The organism is Pseudomonas sp. WS 5027 (genome assembly GCF_012985695.1).
GTDB lineage: Bacteria > Pseudomonadota > Gammaproteobacteria > Pseudomonadales > Pseudomonadaceae > Aquipseudomonas > Aquipseudomonas hygromyciniae.
In genome coordinates, this window is the sequence record NZ_JAAQWU010000043.1 from 1 (window position 1) to 14,592 (window position 14,592).

18 protein-coding genes are annotated in these 14,592 nt (G+C 54.1%); 9 read left to right on the plus strand and 9 right to left on the minus strand.

What is annotated here, in order from left to right:
* The 3 genes from HBO09_RS28305 to HBO09_RS28315 form a co-directional block, all read right to left on the minus strand.
* A partial coding sequence (locus HBO09_RS28305; protein ID WP_170061049.1) for a hypothetical protein occupies nt 1–515 on the minus strand: 515 nt, incomplete at its 3' end.
* 14 nt (nt 516–529) lie between these two features.
* Nucleotides 530–1,225, minus strand: coding sequence for a StbB family protein (gene stbB / locus HBO09_RS28310; RefSeq protein WP_170061050.1), 696 nt, complete (start codon nt 1,223–1,225; stop codon nt 530–532).
* The gene (locus tag HBO09_RS28315; RefSeq protein ID WP_170061051.1) at nt 1,222–1,692 is read right to left on the minus strand and encodes a hypothetical protein; all 471 of its coding nucleotides are present in this window, start codon (nt 1,690–1,692) and stop codon (nt 1,222–1,224) included. Before HBO09_RS28315 ends, stbB begins: the two co-directional genes overlap by 4 nt.
* 401 nt (nt 1,693–2,093) lie before the next feature.
* Between HBO09_RS28315 and mobC the strand changes: the two genes are divergently transcribed.
* From mobC to HBO09_RS28330, 3 genes are all read left to right on the plus strand, one after another.
* Nucleotides 2,094–2,456: a plasmid mobilization relaxosome protein MobC gene (gene mobC, locus HBO09_RS28320; RefSeq protein ID WP_170061052.1), complete on the plus strand. Its 363-nt coding sequence runs from the start codon at nt 2,094–2,096 to the stop codon at nt 2,454–2,456.
* Nucleotides 2,446–5,151: an LPD7 domain-containing protein gene (locus HBO09_RS28325; protein ID WP_170061053.1), complete on the plus strand. Its 2,706-nt coding sequence runs from the start codon at nt 2,446–2,448 to the stop codon at nt 5,149–5,151. Before mobC ends, HBO09_RS28325 begins: the two co-directional genes overlap by 11 nt.
* Nucleotides 5,152–5,224: 73 nt before the next feature.
* Complete coding sequence (locus tag HBO09_RS28330; protein WP_170061054.1) at nt 5,225–5,494, plus strand: hypothetical protein; 270 nt, start codon at nt 5,225–5,227, stop codon at nt 5,492–5,494.
* A 538-nt stretch (nt 5,495–6,032) separates the two neighbouring features.
* On the opposite strand, the gene HBO09_RS28335 is transcribed toward HBO09_RS28330, so the two are convergent.
* The gene (locus tag HBO09_RS28335) at nt 6,033–6,596 is read right to left on the minus strand and encodes a recombinase family protein (protein ID WP_170061055.1); all 564 of its coding nucleotides are present in this window, start codon (nt 6,594–6,596) and stop codon (nt 6,033–6,035) included.
* Nucleotides 6,597–6,802: 206 nt separating this feature from the next.
* Between HBO09_RS28335 and HBO09_RS29120 the strand changes: the two genes are divergently transcribed.
* The 6 genes from HBO09_RS29120 (at nt 6,803) to HBO09_RS28365 (ending at nt 11,884) form a co-directional block, all read left to right on the plus strand.
* On the plus strand, nt 6,803–7,273 hold the full coding sequence (locus HBO09_RS29120; protein ID WP_170061056.1) for a hypothetical protein: 471 nt from the start codon (nt 6,803–6,805) through the stop codon (nt 7,271–7,273).
* Complete coding sequence (locus HBO09_RS28345; protein ID WP_170061057.1) at nt 7,270–7,572, plus strand: type II toxin-antitoxin system RelE/ParE family toxin; 303 nt, start codon at nt 7,270–7,272, stop codon at nt 7,570–7,572. The genes HBO09_RS29120 and HBO09_RS28345 overlap by 4 nt, the downstream gene beginning before the upstream one ends.
* A 73-nt stretch (nt 7,573–7,645) precedes the next feature.
* Nucleotides 7,646–7,927 (plus strand): hypothetical protein, encoded by a 282-nt coding sequence (locus tag HBO09_RS28350; protein ID WP_170061058.1) that lies wholly within the window; start codon nt 7,646–7,648, stop codon nt 7,925–7,927.
* Complete coding sequence (locus HBO09_RS28355; protein ID WP_222933996.1) at nt 7,927–9,015, plus strand: replication protein RepA; 1,089 nt, start codon at nt 7,927–7,929, stop codon at nt 9,013–9,015. The genes HBO09_RS28350 and HBO09_RS28355 overlap by 1 nt, the downstream gene beginning before the upstream one ends.
* Nucleotides 9,016–10,377: 1,362 nt before the next feature.
* On the plus strand, nt 10,378–11,325 hold the full coding sequence (locus HBO09_RS28360) for a DNA-binding protein (protein ID WP_170061060.1): 948 nt from the start codon (nt 10,378–10,380) through the stop codon (nt 11,323–11,325).
* A gap of 202 nt (nt 11,326–11,527) precedes the next feature.
* Nucleotides 11,528–11,884, plus strand: coding sequence for a hypothetical protein (locus HBO09_RS28365; protein ID WP_170061061.1), 357 nt, complete (start codon nt 11,528–11,530; stop codon nt 11,882–11,884).
* A gap of 102 nt (nt 11,885–11,986) precedes the next feature.
* Here HBO09_RS28365 and HBO09_RS28370 read toward each other — a convergent pair whose 3' ends face one another.
* The 5 genes from HBO09_RS28370 to HBO09_RS28390 form a co-directional block, all read right to left on the minus strand.
* Nucleotides 11,987–12,286: a hypothetical protein gene (locus HBO09_RS28370; RefSeq protein WP_170061062.1), complete on the minus strand. Its 300-nt coding sequence runs from the start codon at nt 12,284–12,286 to the stop codon at nt 11,987–11,989.
* A gap of 10 nt (nt 12,287–12,296) precedes the next feature.
* Entirely contained in the window at nt 12,297–13,049 is a 753-nt protein-coding gene (locus tag HBO09_RS28375) for a type IV secretion system protein (RefSeq protein ID WP_170061063.1), read from the minus strand.
* 25 nt (nt 13,050–13,074) lie between these two features.
* Nucleotides 13,075–14,121, minus strand: coding sequence for a type IV secretion system protein (locus HBO09_RS28380; protein WP_170061064.1), 1,047 nt, complete (start codon nt 14,119–14,121; stop codon nt 13,075–13,077).
* A complete protein-coding gene (locus HBO09_RS28385) occupies nt 14,121–14,300 on the minus strand; it encodes a hypothetical protein (protein ID WP_170061065.1) in 180 nt (59 codons plus the stop codon). Before HBO09_RS28385 ends, HBO09_RS28380 begins: the two co-directional genes overlap by 1 nt.
* A gap of 80 nt (nt 14,301–14,380) precedes the next feature.
* Nucleotides 14,381–14,592 (minus strand): hypothetical protein (locus HBO09_RS28390; RefSeq protein ID WP_170061066.1); only part of this gene is annotated, 212 nt, incomplete at its 5' end.

Sequence of the window (14,592 nt, forward strand, 5' to 3'; positions counted from 1 at the left end):
GCATAACCTTGATTAACTAGACGCTCTTTTTCTTGGTCTGCTGCTGAGGTTATGAAGTAACCGCCAGCATATACAAATCCGCCACCCATAACCCCACATGCCAAACTAATAAGAATTGTCTTTGTAAGGCTTTCTCTAACCGCGCCTAGGACTCGCTGCGTAGGTTCTATAACTTCCGTCTGCATAGTTCCTTTAATTGTGCGGTTAACGTCATATAACATCCCTAGAATTTTTTTATCGGCGTCCTCGCTGAAGTTTCGTCGAATTTCCGCAAATTCCTTTTCAAGTTGCAGTTTAACCCGCTGTCCTTCTGCGTTTGTGTACTGTTCTATCTGAGCTTTATAAACGTCACCCGCTTTTTGAAGTAGGCCGATCAGCCCTGTAATTTTCTGTTCAGCTTCTTCAATTTGAGCGGGTAGTGCGTCTTTCAGTTCACAAACGGAATCATGCAACTTGCCAATATCGCCAAGCATCTCAGCGATAAGTGCGTCTCTTGCGGTTGGTTCTGCTGCCATGATTCCACCCCGAATTATTTGAAGAGAACTTTAAATACAGCATCAAGGTCTTCTGTGACACCAGCAGCCAGGCGCCGCAATGCGACAAATTGAGCGAATTTAAGTTTTTCCCCTTGGTCTTTGGATTCTTTGATAAGCGCTTTGTAGTCGGTTGTATCAGCGAGAATCTGGCCGATATTTTGCGCATCACCTTTCAACTTTCCGTAAATATCATTTACGCGGATAACTGCGTCTTTTTTAAGTGTGAATGTTTTTTCTGAGGCGTGATAATCAAACAGTCCAGGGAAAACCTTTTCCGGCATATCGTCAAATTCTACACGGTTGAAGATAAGGCGGATTTTTTTAGCCGGGACGCCAATTTCTGCCAGTGCGTCAATGGTGCTGATTGTGTCGCGCATTTGCTTGCTGTCGGGGACGGTTGGCACAACGAAGAAATCGAAGTCTTCGTGGCTGCCCTTGTACTGCTTCATAAGGTTTACAAAGTCTTCGACGTTTGACGCTCCAACGTCAATAACTGCCTCGTCCATGATAGAAAGAGCTTCCAGCAGCTCGCCAAATTGCTTGCCCTTGATGGCTTCATCTTCGGAACCGTCAGAGTTGATTGTCTCAACAGGGATAATAGTGGCGTCGTGCATGCGAGGGGCCAGCAAGTGGCGCGCAATAGTAGATTTTCCAACATTTCCAGAGAAGTTAATAACGGCTACTTTCATTGATCTTTATCCTTTTGTTGATCCATTAGCTTTTTAACAAGTGGGTTCGTGCTTTCACTTTTAATAAACTGTTGTGCTTTTCTTTCTCTTTTAACTTTTCTCGCTTCCTCAGAGGACAGATTTTCTAAATCCTCTTCTTCCTCGTTAGTTGCTTGTTGTGTTGCTGAGGCTGTTTCTTTTGTTTCCTTATTTGAGTTTTCTTCAATGCTTGGCGCTACGGTTTTTGGCTTGGAAACAACACCACCAGCGCGCTCCTTTCGGATTCTTTGCAATGCTGATTTGAAGCTGGCCATTGTCATTGTGAAGCCTGCCTGGTGAAGCTCTGCCAACACGTCAGCCTGAGGAACGCCAGCCCCTAGGGCTGTTTCTACATCGTCGAAAACATCGCGGAGCCGTGCTGTCTCAGGCCGCCTTTTATCGTCTGTAGCGAGCGCTCTAAGCCTCGCTGAAATGTCGTTCTCGCCCATCCTCACCTCTATATCTGGTTGGAAAGCCTGCATATTGCATTCTGCCTGCAATCACGTCAAAGCCTTTAGCGTTCCGCTAGCCTTCCTAGTGCATCCATAGTGCATCCATAAAGAATCCCGCGCAACACCTATTTGCATCCTTTGTGCATTCCTTGCGCCTCCTTGCGTTCGTGCTATGATATTGAGGCTTTTAGATAGGCACGTCGGATATGTTTACAAAAGCGCTCCGCGTTTTGAAACCTATCCTGTGCCCAAAGGGTGCCCCTTTGGAAACCCTGCGGCGCTCGACCTCCCCAGCTCCGCACGGGTCAGGCATCGAGCTAGCTAGCTGCATACGCAGCCGATCGACTACCCCCGCCCCTGGCATCGGTCATGGGCGATCACTACCAGGAGCAGCAGGCATGCCGCGCAAGACGACCACCAGGGAAAAACTTACTCGGCCTGTTTCATTTCGTCTGACAGAAGCCGACCACGAAGCCTATACAAAGAAGGTCGAGGCTTCGGGTTTGAAGCCATCGGACTTTTTCCGCGATTGCGTACTGACCAATAAAACGCAAGTGATTGCGCGTACACCGGCTAGCGAAGATAAGCGCAGGCTTATCTACCTATTCAATAAGGCCAGCAACAATCTTAACCAGTTGGCGCATCGGGCAAACGCTGCCCGCCTAGCTGGGCACGTTAGCGAAGATGTTTATACGGGGATTCTGGGTGAGCTTACCCAGCTTTCCCACGCTATGAAGGCGGCAATTAAAGATGCTGATTAGAGTGCGTGGCGGCGCTGCCGGAATTAAAGAATATCTTGAGAGCGGCCATAAAGACGGGCGGGATTACGACCGTGAACAACTTGATGAAAGGGTTATTTTATCTGGTGATTTGGAGTTGACCGATACAGTTATCGGTGTGATGGATAAGGAGGGTGAGCGTTATTTGCATATAACGCTTGCTTTTAAAGAGGATGAACTAAATCCGGAAATATTGCAGGCAATAACGGACGAATTTAAAGATTTTGCAATGGCTGCTTATGATTCCGATGAATATAATATTTACGCCGAGGCTCATTTACCGAAACTAAAAAGTTATGTGAATCAAAAAACAGGCGAGTTTGTGGAAAGAAAACCGCACATTCACATCGTTATTCCTGAACATAACTTGTTGAGCGGTCAGAATCTTAACCCGTTCGGGAGAGTTGAGCAGCAAACAAAGTTTCTTGAGGCGTTCCAGGAGCATATAAACAACAAGTACGGGCTTGCCAGCCCAAAGGATAATAGGCGGGTTGATTTTTCCGACGAAAGCGCCGTCATATCGAGATATAAGGGCGACTATTTCAAGGGGGCTAGCGGCGAAGCTAAGCAAAGAATTTTAGACGCCATGATTGATGGTGATGTTAGAGACTATGCAAAGTTTCGCGCCCTTGTGGCAGGCCAGGGCGAGCTAAAGGTTAGGAACCAGGGCAAGGCTACTGAATACCTAAATCTTAAGCTTGATGGAGCAACCAAGGGCATTAACCTTAAAGAGTATGTGTTTAGTCGTGGATTTGTAGAGTTACCGGCCTCTGAGAAGAGGGCGAAGCTTGCCGCTACCTTTGTTAAAGAATACGTCGAGGCATCCAGCCAGCGCCCCACTGATGAAGATATATCGGGTCGCTTGCAAGAGTGGCAAAATGTTCGCGCCCGAGAAGTTAAATATATAAACAGTGGTAACAGAAAACTGTATTTAGCGTTTAAAGACTCAGACCAGGAAGCACGGCGCGCAATACTTAATGAACGAGCAGCCAACTTCTATAACAAGCATCGAGCATTAGAGGAAAAAAGAAGCCATGCCGAGCAAAGAAACCACGCCCAACAACGAAGCCTTGAGCAACGGGGAAAGCCTTATGAATACATCCAGCACACAGCCACAGAAAAGCCGAACCTTGGACTATCTAGGGTTAGAGCCGGGAGTGATTTGCGAAACCTGTCCGAATGCCATTTGGCAACAATTGGAGGGCGGCGAAGTAAGGGCGTATTGCAAATTGATGCACGTTCTAGTCGATATTCGTCTGACCGTGTGCGACGGGAACCCACCGACGCCGGAAGAAATCGAGGCAGTGAAGGCCGCGTAGCAGCCCAGCAGCCCAAGCGTGACGGGCGAGCGTCCGACACCGTAGCCGAGCAGCTTGCAGCGGAGCAGCGCGAGCGGAAGGGCCGCGCAGCAGGCAACGACCGTTCAGAGTTCACCACCATTAAGAGGACGCTTGAGGGCGCGCGACTGCTGGCGATCCTGAGCCAAACACACGGCGTCATTCCCGAAAAATACGAGGTCAGCAAAGGCAAGGACGGCAGCGACCGGATTCGCTGTGGCAATCGCAATTTGAATGTGTCGGACTTTCTCACCCAGGAAATGCGCCTACCGTGGGCCGAGGCTGCAAAGGTGCTGCGCGAAGCACACGCCGCCCAGGTAAGCCAGGAACCCACCCAGCAGCGCCAAGCGCTACGCCGCGAGCTGTGGGAAGCCTACCGTCAGAGCTTGCCCGAGCAGGCTAAGCAGAAGGCGCAGGAGTGGGAGGCGCAGAAGGCCAGCGAGAGCAGACGCCGTGCCGAGGTTAGAGCGAAGTATCAGACCGAGCGCCGAGGGATTCAGAACGACCGGAGCAGCACGCCGGTAGACCGTAAGGCAGCGCTTTCTATCGTCAGCATGGGCCGCGTTGCTGCTGATGCAGCATTGCGGGAGAAGGTGGCAGAGGAACGGCAACAGCTCCGCGCCAAGTACGCCAAACCAGGGCATGAGCGTTACAGGGATTACCTGGCAGATCGAGCCAACCAGGGCGACACCGCAGCACTTGCCGAGCTTCGCCGGCAGAGAACCACAGCAGTTACACAGCACGGGCCAAACACTATCGAGGGCATGGGCAAGCCCAAGAAAGCGGAAGACAGGGAGCTAGCCCCTGTGCTGGCCTATACCGTTGATCGGAGCGGCAACGTCACGTATTACGCCGACCAGGAGAAGCGTCGCGCCGTCCTGATCGACTCGGGCCATCGTGTCACCGTGGCCGACTCAAAAGACAGTAAAGCGGTAGAAGCCGGTTTGAGGTTGGCGGTTCAGAAGTTCGGGCCGAATATCAAGCTAGAGGGCAGCGAAGAATTTAAGCGGCAGGTGATCGAGGCAGCACTAAAAACGGGTGTTCGTGTGGAGTTCAGCAATGACGGCATGAACGCCGAGCTACACCACCGAAGGGCCGAGCGCGAAGAAGCCCAGCAGCGCGGCAAGGCGTTTATTGAAAGCCAGCGAAGGGCAGAGGCTGTGCCAGTCGAAAACACCCAGGAGAAGGGGCAGGAGAGGGCGCAGGGAGCAGAGCAGAGCGCGCCAAGACAGACCGCCCGCGAGCAGTTAGAAGAAGGCATCAAGCGCATTGAGCAGATGCAGCAGGAAACCGAGCCAGAGGCAGAAAAACCAAAAAAAGATCGAGGGATGGGCCGCTAATTATTTTCGCGCCCGCGAAAATGGGCCGGCTGTTGGTAGGTCAAGAGTCACGAAATCGATAGGTGGGAACACTATGAGCGATGCAGGAAAATGGGCCGCGTATGACGTTGCCAAAAACCGTTTGAGCCTTCTAATCAGCCATTACGAGGCTCAAGTTAGCGAGGTTGAACGGCAGGCCGTGCCGGATGAAAGCAAGCTAGCGGAGCTGTGCGCCGCGCAAAACGCTGTGATCGACGTGCGGGACAATTTGACCTTACGGCTGGGTGTTGAAGACCAAGAGGAAATCGAACGGATTAACACCACCTACGGGCCAATAGTTGCGGCCTTTATGGCGAAGGGCTAAGGCGCCCAGCGGGCGCGCTAGGCTGTTCGCTCTGGCCTGGCGGCATGAAATCCAGAGCAAAAAAAACCGCCTTGAGGGGCGGTTTCTTTGCTCGCAAACCTTGGTTGAGGCCATGGTTTGCATCTCACTGGATACTCTCACAGGGCCAATCCTAGAGCGTACTGACCGACGCGTCAAAGCTTCGGCTAGAGCGGTGTTTTTGGCCCGAACCAGAGCAGGGGCATATTTTCGCGCGCGCGAAAATACAAAACCGCAGACCTACCGACACCAGGCCGGCAAACTGGTGCCCACAGGGCACAGCTCTACGCTGTTCGCTCTGCCCTGGCGGCATGAAATCCAGAGCCAAAAAAACCGCCTTGAGGGGCGGCTTTTCTTGCAAACAATGGTTGAGGCCATCGTTTGCTGTATCACTGGACGTACTGACGTGGGTTCATCTTACTTTATCCAGACTCTTGAGAAAATCCGGGCATATTTTCGCGTGCGCGAAAATATGCCTTGTGCGTGTGGAGTTCAAAAACGACGGCAGCCATTCGGGCGATCATCCTGCAGGTGTGACATTTGGCCTACGGTACTTATAAAGCGTGCTTCTGCTGATTTGCAGCGCCTTGCATATTTCAGCCGGTGGCCGGCTGTCATCACTCGCCAGCGCCTGAATAGCTGCGATGGTTCCAGGCGGCACACCAGGCCGCCCACCAGTTCGACCACGCGCCTTGGCTGCATCGAGGCCGGCATGGGTGCGTTCGCGGATTAAGTTGCGCTCAAACTCAGCCATGGCCGCGAATACATGGAACACCAGGCGCCCGGCTGCGCTGGTCGTGTTGATTTGCTCTTTCAGACTTTCCAGGCCGACGCCTGCCGCTTCCAGCTCGCCGACTAGCCGCACCAATTCCGCTAGCGAACGGCCTAGCCGATCTAGCCGCCACACCACCAGCACATCACCAGGACGAGCAAACGCCAGGGCTTCGCTTAGCCCTGGCCGTGCTGCTTTCGTGCCGCTGGCTTTGTCGCTGAATAGCTTTTCACAACCTGCCGCCGTCAGCGCGTCCCGTTGAAGGTCTAGCCGCTGATCGTCACGGGAAACCCGCGCATAACCGATTTTCATAAAGTCCGCCTTGCCATCGAAAACAACAGTTTACGGACTATGAAAAAAAGACGGGATTAAAGGCAGCCCCCCAGCCGGTTCGGCCTTTTTCAAGCCGACCCGGCGACAGTCCGCAAAACCCACGTTTAAAGGATAAAAAGCCGTTGCACGTTTCTTAGTTGTTGTGCACACTAGACTAAGTTTCAAGACAACCCAGGAGCAACACAATGCAGACCCTAACCCTAGAGCAGCTACGCGCCACCGCTACGGCTGGCGGTGTTTCTAGCGTGACTCTGAAAGCAGAGGGTGGCGGCTTCTTTGTCAGCATCCACACTCGCGCCGGCGCTGATGCCATCTTGACCAAAGCCCGCAGTTGCGAGCCGCGGCAGTTCGCTCGCCCTGACAAAGCTATGGCCATGCTGCGTGAAATGGGCATTGAGGTCGGTCAATTCGACGTTTCGCACTGGAACCCCGAAGCCAAAGCCATGACTAGCGGCAACGAAGGCCGCGCCCGTGCAATGCGTGAAACACATGCCGCCGCTCGCCATACAAAGTGGCTCGTTGGAGAGGTGCAAGCCGCTATCGACGACCCGCGCCCGAGCATTGCCCATGATGATGTTATGGCCGAAATGGAGGCGGAGTTAGTCGCGCTGGAAGCGGCCACCAGTAAGCGCCCAGCCAAGGCGAAGCGAGCGTGATTAGTGGCCCTTATAAGATCGAATGGCGACCACTGGCCCGCGAGGATTTAAAGGCAATAGTGCGCTTCATCGGCCAGGACAGCCCAGCCCGCGCCCGGACGTTCGGCCAGCAGCTCAAGGCGAGAATTGATAGCCTGGCGACCAGCCCCAATAAGGGGCGTCCGAGCGAGCTTGCAGAAATTCCAGGGCTTCGGGAATTAGTAGCGCACCCGAACTACATAGCGCTTTACCGCGTATTTGACGATTTGCACGCCGTGCAAATTCTTAGGATCAAGCACACGGCTCAGCAATGGCCGTAATGCTGAAAGGGTGAACGGCGAGGGGGCTAGCCCTCACCGTTCAACCACGAAACAACCCGAAGGGGGGTATTTCATGGCAAAGCAAATTATGCGTACAACGACCTTGGAACGCAGAGAACTCTATTCATTCTGTGACGAGCTGCCGGCCCCTGTTGTGGCCGTCCCTGTTGTCACTGGTAAGCGCGGCACTGGCCTACAGCTTCACCTTCGCTACCGTGGTGAACAGGTTACGATTATAGAGAATGGCCGCGCCTGCACTTTCCGCTCTTTGGACGATATTGTCTTTGAGCTGGACGGCGCGCCAAATGTGCGCACTCAGCGTCTTATCGTGGATGCAGACGGATGGTTCAGCTAATGGACGGGCAGGTCGCAAAAAAAGAAGGGGCACCGAACGGGCATTCGGCACCCCATAGCCAAGTTTCGCGGGTAGCAACCGCTTCCCTTTCGGGAGGTTTGGCGTCAAACAAGGATACACAAAGTAAAGCGAAATCGCTTGTCGAAAAGGGTGGAGACTTCCGCACCTTGGATTTGTTCGGGGCTATTGATTCAGATTCGCCGCTCAGCCTCACCCGACGCGAAGAGAAGTTCGTTAACTCCTGCGTGGAAATCTCGACCAACGCCCCTACAGGGGACGATATGGCGTTCTTTCACGCGATCATGTGTCAGGTTGGACTGCCGCGCCGATCAGTCACCGGCACCGAGTTCGAAAGGGTTTGCGGCGGGGTCGCTTTGAACGTCAACGCCGGCAAGCTGTGGGACGGTAAAAAATTCGTTCAGCAGCCGATTCCTAGCGGCGCTATGCCTCGCTTGGTGCTGGCCTGGTGGAACACCTACGCCGTGCGTAACCGCACGCCAGAGGTTCCCGTAGGTGACAGCGCTAGCGAATTTATGCGAACCCTCGGTCTTTCACCTGGTGGCGGGAAACGAGGTAGTTACACGACCTTCCGCAAGCAGGTTCAGGCGCTCGCCGCCTGCCATATGTACCTTGGGTTTAACGCTAATGGCCGCGCCTACACTTACCACGGTCAGCCGGTTAAACAGTTCGAGGCGTGGCTAAATTCTCACGAAGGGCAGCGCCCGTTATGGCCGGCCTCGGTCGTCTTTTCTGACGACTATTACAAGACCCTTTGTGAACATGCCGTGCCGCTGGATATGCGCGCCATCGTCGCGTTGAGGGGGTCTGCGTTGGCCCTCGATCTGTACACGATGTTTGCTGATCGCCTGCACCGTATCAGCGGCAGGCCGTTGGTTTTGCACTGGAAGTCGCTGCGCGAGCAGTTCGGCCAGGAGTACCAGGGCAAGAACGCCGCCAAGGACTTCAAAACCGCCTTTCTGATTGCCCTGCGTGACGTTCAAATCGCTTACCCAACCGCCAAAATTAAGCAGGTAACTGGCGGGCTGCTGCTGATGCCTTCGCCGCCACCCATCCCCTACAAAGGCTAGTTGGCTCACCCCCGGCGCGACGCCGGGGGACGGGCTTTCGTGCTTCGCATCGAGCCTACGCCTTCGGCTTGTCTCGCCCTACGGCTTCAATCCCTCTCGTTTCGCCGTCCCGGCGAGAATCCCACTGATTGACGTGATGAAGGACTCTCACGCCTTGATGTGGCCACGTTCAAAAGGTCGGGTTTCGTTGTCTATTACCATGATGAATTACCCCCCCCTTAAGCGCGTCCGCGCAGACGTGGCGCAGGTTTGCCGGCTGTTGATAACCCTGTGAGTTGGCGAAGTTATCCATGATGATTCACCCCCCCCTATATTGGGGTTTTATGATGATTCACCCCCCCTTTCCATGATGATTCACCCCCCCTTTCCATGATGATTCACCCCCCCCCTAAACCTGTAAGGTCTGCCTTTAATCTTTCCTGTAAATAAAATCTCCTATAACTAGCCCGCGCAAAATGTGGAAAAGTCGTTTTTCAGCAAAAATCGGAAAAGCGGCGGCTTTGCCGGGGCACCCCTCCGGGGTTCCCCCGCTTCGCGGCTCCCCCTCCCGGAACTATGTCTGAGCGCAAGCGCTCAGGCGTCCACCAGAGCGCGCAAGCGCGCTTACCCTGCCCCACCCCCTAGCCCGATCAAAAACCGCGCCGGCAGAGGTGCAGGAAGGCCACAGCAAAAGCTTAAATGTCTGGCCTCCGGCCAGGGCTGTTAACCAGGCAGCGGCACAACCAACAACACAACCCATCGCAACGGCGGCGGCTTCACCAAGAAAAGCGGGTAATCAGTTAAAGCAGATCGAGCCGCCAACCAGATCAGCAGCAGGACGCAAACCCGTAGGGGGAATCGCTTACAAACCGAATGGCGAAAGACTTACGCCGCCCCTAGCAGCGATAACAGCCCCTCCTGGGGGGCAGGGGTGACCCCTGCACGCAGTCCAACAGAAACAGCATCCCTCCGGGGGCAGCTCGCCGCGTGGCAGGCGGTCAGGGGAAGAGCAACCCCTGGCCACCAGCCGGGAGCTTTGGGCGTTCCGATGCGTCAAGGGCCGGGGGCAAGCCCCCTGCCGTCCTCACCCGTTCGGTGCTCGCCGCCGTGGCGGCTCCGCTCCGCGTGCGGCTTCCGGGCGGCACCCTTGACCCCTCTTCACTAAAGGGCATGAAGCCTGGCCGGAAGCCGCCTAATAGCTCGCAGGTGCAACGATCACAGGTAAGACCAGGCCCAGCCCCGCCGCCGTGGTGGTGGCGCAGTCCTGGAGGCTCCTAGGGCTTCGGGAAGGAAATAATAATTCGATAATAATAAGAATAATAATAAGCGTATTATTATTCTTATGGTATTATAAGGGGGTAGCCACTCAAAGGAGCGTTATCAATGTCGCAAGCCATCCCCGCAGACGTGCGCGAGCGCGTTATTCAAGCCGCCCAAGACCTGTATGAGCAGAGCGGACGCCAGACGATGCCCACCGTTGACGCCGTGCGCCGCCAAGCCCGCGTTGATATGAACGCTGCCAGCGCAGTTATGCGGGACTGGCGACGGGCGCAGACCGCCCAAGCTGCACCGGTAGCCGTCACCGTTCCCGAGGTTGTCACCCAGGCCAACAGCGCCGCCCTTGCCGCCTTGTGGCAACAAGCCCAGGAGCTGGCCAACGAATCGTTACGCGCCGCCCAGGCTGCATGGGAAACCGAACGGGCCGACGCTGAACATGACCGGGAAGAACTGGCGGAAGCATACGAGCGCCAAGCCGCTGAGCTGGAACAAATCAAAGCTGCCGCTGCCTTGGCCGAAAAGGCGCACCAGGAGCAACAGGCGGGCACCGCCGCCGAGCTGGCAACCGCACGCGCTGAGCTGGCCCAGGCCGTCACCAAGGCAGAACGCGCCGAAGCGAAAGCCGGGGAGATTGAACACCGCGCCGCTGATTTGCGCGCCGAACTCGACCGAGCGCACCAGGACAGCGACCACGCCCGCACCGAACTAAACACCCTGGCCGGCGAGCTTCGCCAGTCCCAAGACAACGCCGCCGCCTTGCGCGCCGAGCTGAAAGCCGCCGAAACCGTAAACGCTCAAGAAGTGGAGCGGCTGCACGAGTCCGCCCGCCTCGACCGTGAAAGAATCCTGGCCGAGCTAGCTGCCGCGAAGGATGCCGCGAGCAAGGCCCAGGAGAGCGCAGCAGAAGCCCGCGAGCGGGCCGCAGGGTTGTCCGGTCAACTGGAGGCCGTACAACAACAGAGCGCCGCCCTACTCGCACGCCTGGCTGCACCAGTCAAACCAGGAGCTAAACCGGCGAAACCGGCCAGGGCGAAAAAAGAAACCGGGCAGTAATGTTTTGAGTGGATGGCGGGTCAAGGGGTTGGTGCGGCCCGCAGGCGCGAAGCGGCGAGGACTCGGCCCCTTGACGCGACAGGAACGGCCAAAGCCTCCGGCAAGGGTGTAGGGGGTTGCTTTTCCCCCTGCACCCCTGCCACGCGGCGAGCAGCCCCCGGAGGGCCGCCGGAGGCGCTTCTAATGACCAGGAGAAACGAACGTGAGCAACATTGTTAAATTTCCGAAGAGGTTGGCCCGTCCCGCCCCTGAACAGATCGAGGCCGCAAGCGCTGATGAAATGCCCCCGCACAGATCCACCTTGGCCAAGGTCAGCCGAATCCTACGAACCCCTCTTTTTCTGGTGCTGTACTGGCTTCGCCTTCCGGTGCTGATGGTCTGCCGCGTGGTGTCAGTGCCCTTGCTGTTTGCCTTCCTGGCTGGCTTGTATTTCTTTCCCAATCACAGCCACATTGCTTGGGCTGCTGCTGGAGTCAGCTTTGCCGCCTTTGTCATGCAGTGGCTTTATGACTGGCTGCTGATGAGGCTTTCACCCGAAGGGCTGTTCTTTGTTGATTGACCAAATTTTCGCGCGCGCGAAAATAACCCATTGCCCCATTTTCGCGGACGCGAAAAAAAACCGGGACTATGCCCGGTCAAAAAGGCCGCTGTTAGCGGGTTGTCATGCTTCGGCTTTCTGTGGAACCAGGACGTGCACCCGCATAGCGAGAAGGCCGACCAGGCAGACAGCAACGGCGCCCAGCTCCAGGGCAGAGACACCGCTTAGCAGGCGGTAAACAAACATAGCCCAGCAATAGATAAGGCAAATTTGCAGAATTACACCGTGGGCCGTCGATGGCTTGAACTTCGGGGCGTTGTGCTCCTTCACGAAAAGCCAAGTTTTCTTAGAGGTCGCAGCGACCAAGGAACCGGTTACAGCAATCGTCAGGATAGCCAGTAGAGAATAAATAAGCGTGTTCACAGTTTTCTCCTTACGGGGTAACTTGTACGCGGGGAACGTCCGCAAGTTTGCCAGCCATTTTTATTGACGTTTCGCGGGCCTGCTGTTTCGAAATCTGTTGTTCAGCAGTGGCGAGCATCGAGAGTGCTTGCAGCTTAGCTTGCTCGTTTTGAATTAAACCTTGTTCCGCGCTAATCCTCGACTGTAGTTCAGCAATAGCTTTCGGGTCTTCTGTACTGCTTATTTCACTAACCATTGCTTCCAGGTTCTGCATTCTTTGAGCTGCAGAAGAGTAAGCGGCCATGCTTAGCGCTTTATTTGATGAGGCGCGGTTCATATCGGCGTCCCATTGAGTGGCCGCCGTTTCACTTCCGAAAGATTCGCTATCCAGTGTCGTTGATTGTTCTTTGATACTACCCATTGCCTCATATAGCGAACTGTAAGCGCCCCCAGAGTCGCCAGCAGCCAAATCAAGAACTTGTTGTGCATCGTCAGGTAAATAGCGACGAGCCTGTTTATACTGGCCGCTGCTCAGATATTCAGAATATCCGCGACCACCCGTGATGCTAGAATAGGTTTCTTCAAGCTTTTTATTTTGATCCACAAGTTGCTGATATTGAGCCTGCATCTCTTGTATTTCTTTTGTCCACTGCGTGACTGTCTGTGCAAACTCTGCAATACGCGCAGCGTTAGACACGCCGTCGATAACTGGAATGCCTGCAAATACTGGCGATGCGCTAAAAATAGCTATTGAAATAATGGCAAGAATTAATTTTTCTTTCATGATTAATATCCTTGAAAATTAAAATTTAGTCGCGTGAAGTAACCCGACGAGTCCGACTGGACGTGATCTTTCTGTAGGCATCCATCGACATGCTCGCGGATTTTTTGACGCTGCCGCCCTCGCCACTAGATTTAAACCTACCGCTACTATCCCCACCATTATTACGACCGTTCCCACCCGCTGGCCTTCGGCCATTTGGCAATGCCCCTCTGATCTTGTCATAGGCCCATCCCGCAGCCACGGCAGACGAGGTGCTAACCCCTCCACCTAAGCCGCTCGCAAGCGCAGGGAGGTTCAGGATAAGGAACACTGAAATGATGCCCGAAACGGCTGCCGGGGCGAATCCTGTAAGGGATACCACCCCACCATTAGCGGTTGCCGCTGCTTCAGTTTGTGAGAACGCCGCTTCAAAATATTTGAATAGCATTGCCGCCGCGCCGCTAACCAATACGATAGTAAATCCAGCTGTCAGAACCGAACTTAGCCACCTGTCGAAAAGTTGTCTTGTCTTTTCAAACATCAAAAAGGCGATAAAGAGCGGTCCGAGTGTTAGTAGCAAGGCCAATGTATATTTGGCCATGGTGATGATTGCGGCAGTGACGGCGGTAACAACAAAAGTAAGCGTGAAAATCACCGCAGCGATTACATACCCCCCCATATTGGATATAGAAGCATTTTCCCAAGCCTGGCTTGCTAGTCCTAGGCCAGTGCCTGCTACGTTGTCTATCAGGGCTGAGGTATTCGCCGCACCAGTGCCAGAAATTACCCCCGCCATAGCAGCAGGCCATTCATAGAGGAAATTCGAAATGTGCGCGGCATAGATGGTTGAAGTCGTGCCAATGGTGTAGATCGTGGCGATTTTTATAAATCGGATGGTGCTTTCTACGATTGGTTCTTGAATCATCCCGCGCATCATTGAAATGCCCATGACGATTACATAGAGAACCAGCATTTGATAACCGGCTGGCTGGATCGATGCGGCAACCGCTGCCGCTCCATCGGTCAGATACTTTTGCGTTACCGCATCAGCATAAGAAAACCAGTCTTGGAAAATATAGATAGGTTCGGTCATTACTTCCTGTCCTCCTGGTTGGAGTCAGGCGAAACGATAACCCGAGGTACGTCTTTAACATCGCCAGCCATTTTTTTGGAGATTTCCGCGCCCTCTTCCATCTGTTTAGCCAGCTTTGAATCATCGCAGCCGGTAAGAGATAGGAAAGCCACCAGGATAAATAAGGATGCTTTTTTCATGTTGTCTGCCTTTTCGGTTGCTACCCGTTGAGTGATACATTTTGCCCACCAATCAATTGTAATTTAATTGGCAAGCAATATCACTTTCTGCTATTGATTTTTTCAAGCTCCGTACTAATCATTTTTTTAGTCTTTTCGTCCAGGTTCGGCCACGCACTGCCCAATGCATAACCTTGATTAACTAGACGCTCTTTTTCTTGGTCTGCTGCTGAGGTTATGAAGTAACCGCCAGCATATACAAATCCGCCACCCATAACCCCACATGCCAAACTAATAAGAATTGTCTTTGTAA

What these genes read in the sequence shown, in the direction of transcription:
- HBO09_RS28375 (WP_170061063.1), bottom strand. Translation starts at nt 13,049, where the DNA reads ATGAAAGAAAAATTAATTCTTGCCATTATTTCAATAGCTATTTTTAGC.
- HBO09_RS28355 (WP_222933996.1), top strand. Translation starts at nt 7,927, where the DNA reads ATGGACGGGCAGGTCGCAAAAAAAGAAGGGGCACCGAACGGGCATTCG.
- HBO09_RS28330 (WP_170061054.1), top strand. Translation starts at nt 5,225, where the DNA reads ATGAGCGATGCAGGAAAATGGGCCGCGTATGACGTTGCCAAAAACCGT.
- HBO09_RS28325 (WP_170061053.1), top strand. Translation starts at nt 2,446, where the DNA reads ATGCTGATTAGAGTGCGTGGCGGCGCTGCCGGAATTAAAGAATATCTT.
- stbB (WP_170061050.1), bottom strand. Translation starts at nt 1,225, where the DNA reads ATGAAAGTAGCCGTTATTAACTTCTCTGGAAATGTTGGAAAATCTACT.
- HBO09_RS28380 (WP_170061064.1), bottom strand. Translation starts at nt 14,121, where the DNA reads ATGACCGAACCTATCTATATTTTCCAAGACTGGTTTTCTTATGCTGAT.
- HBO09_RS28335 (WP_170061055.1), bottom strand. Translation starts at nt 6,596, where the DNA reads ATGAAAATCGGTTATGCGCGGGTTTCCCGTGACGATCAGCGGCTAGAC.
- HBO09_RS28360 (WP_170061060.1), top strand. Translation starts at nt 10,378, where the DNA reads ATGTCGCAAGCCATCCCCGCAGACGTGCGCGAGCGCGTTATTCAAGCC.
- HBO09_RS28350 (WP_170061058.1), top strand. Translation starts at nt 7,646, where the DNA reads ATGGCAAAGCAAATTATGCGTACAACGACCTTGGAACGCAGAGAACTC.
- HBO09_RS28385 (WP_170061065.1), bottom strand. Translation starts at nt 14,300, where the DNA reads ATGAAAAAAGCATCCTTATTTATCCTGGTGGCTTTCCTATCTCTTACC.
- mobC (WP_170061052.1), top strand. Translation starts at nt 2,094, where the DNA reads ATGCCGCGCAAGACGACCACCAGGGAAAAACTTACTCGGCCTGTTTCA.
- HBO09_RS29120 (WP_170061056.1), top strand. Translation starts at nt 6,803, where the DNA reads ATGCAGACCCTAACCCTAGAGCAGCTACGCGCCACCGCTACGGCTGGC.
- HBO09_RS28315 (WP_170061051.1), bottom strand. Translation starts at nt 1,692, where the DNA reads ATGGGCGAGAACGACATTTCAGCGAGGCTTAGAGCGCTCGCTACAGAC.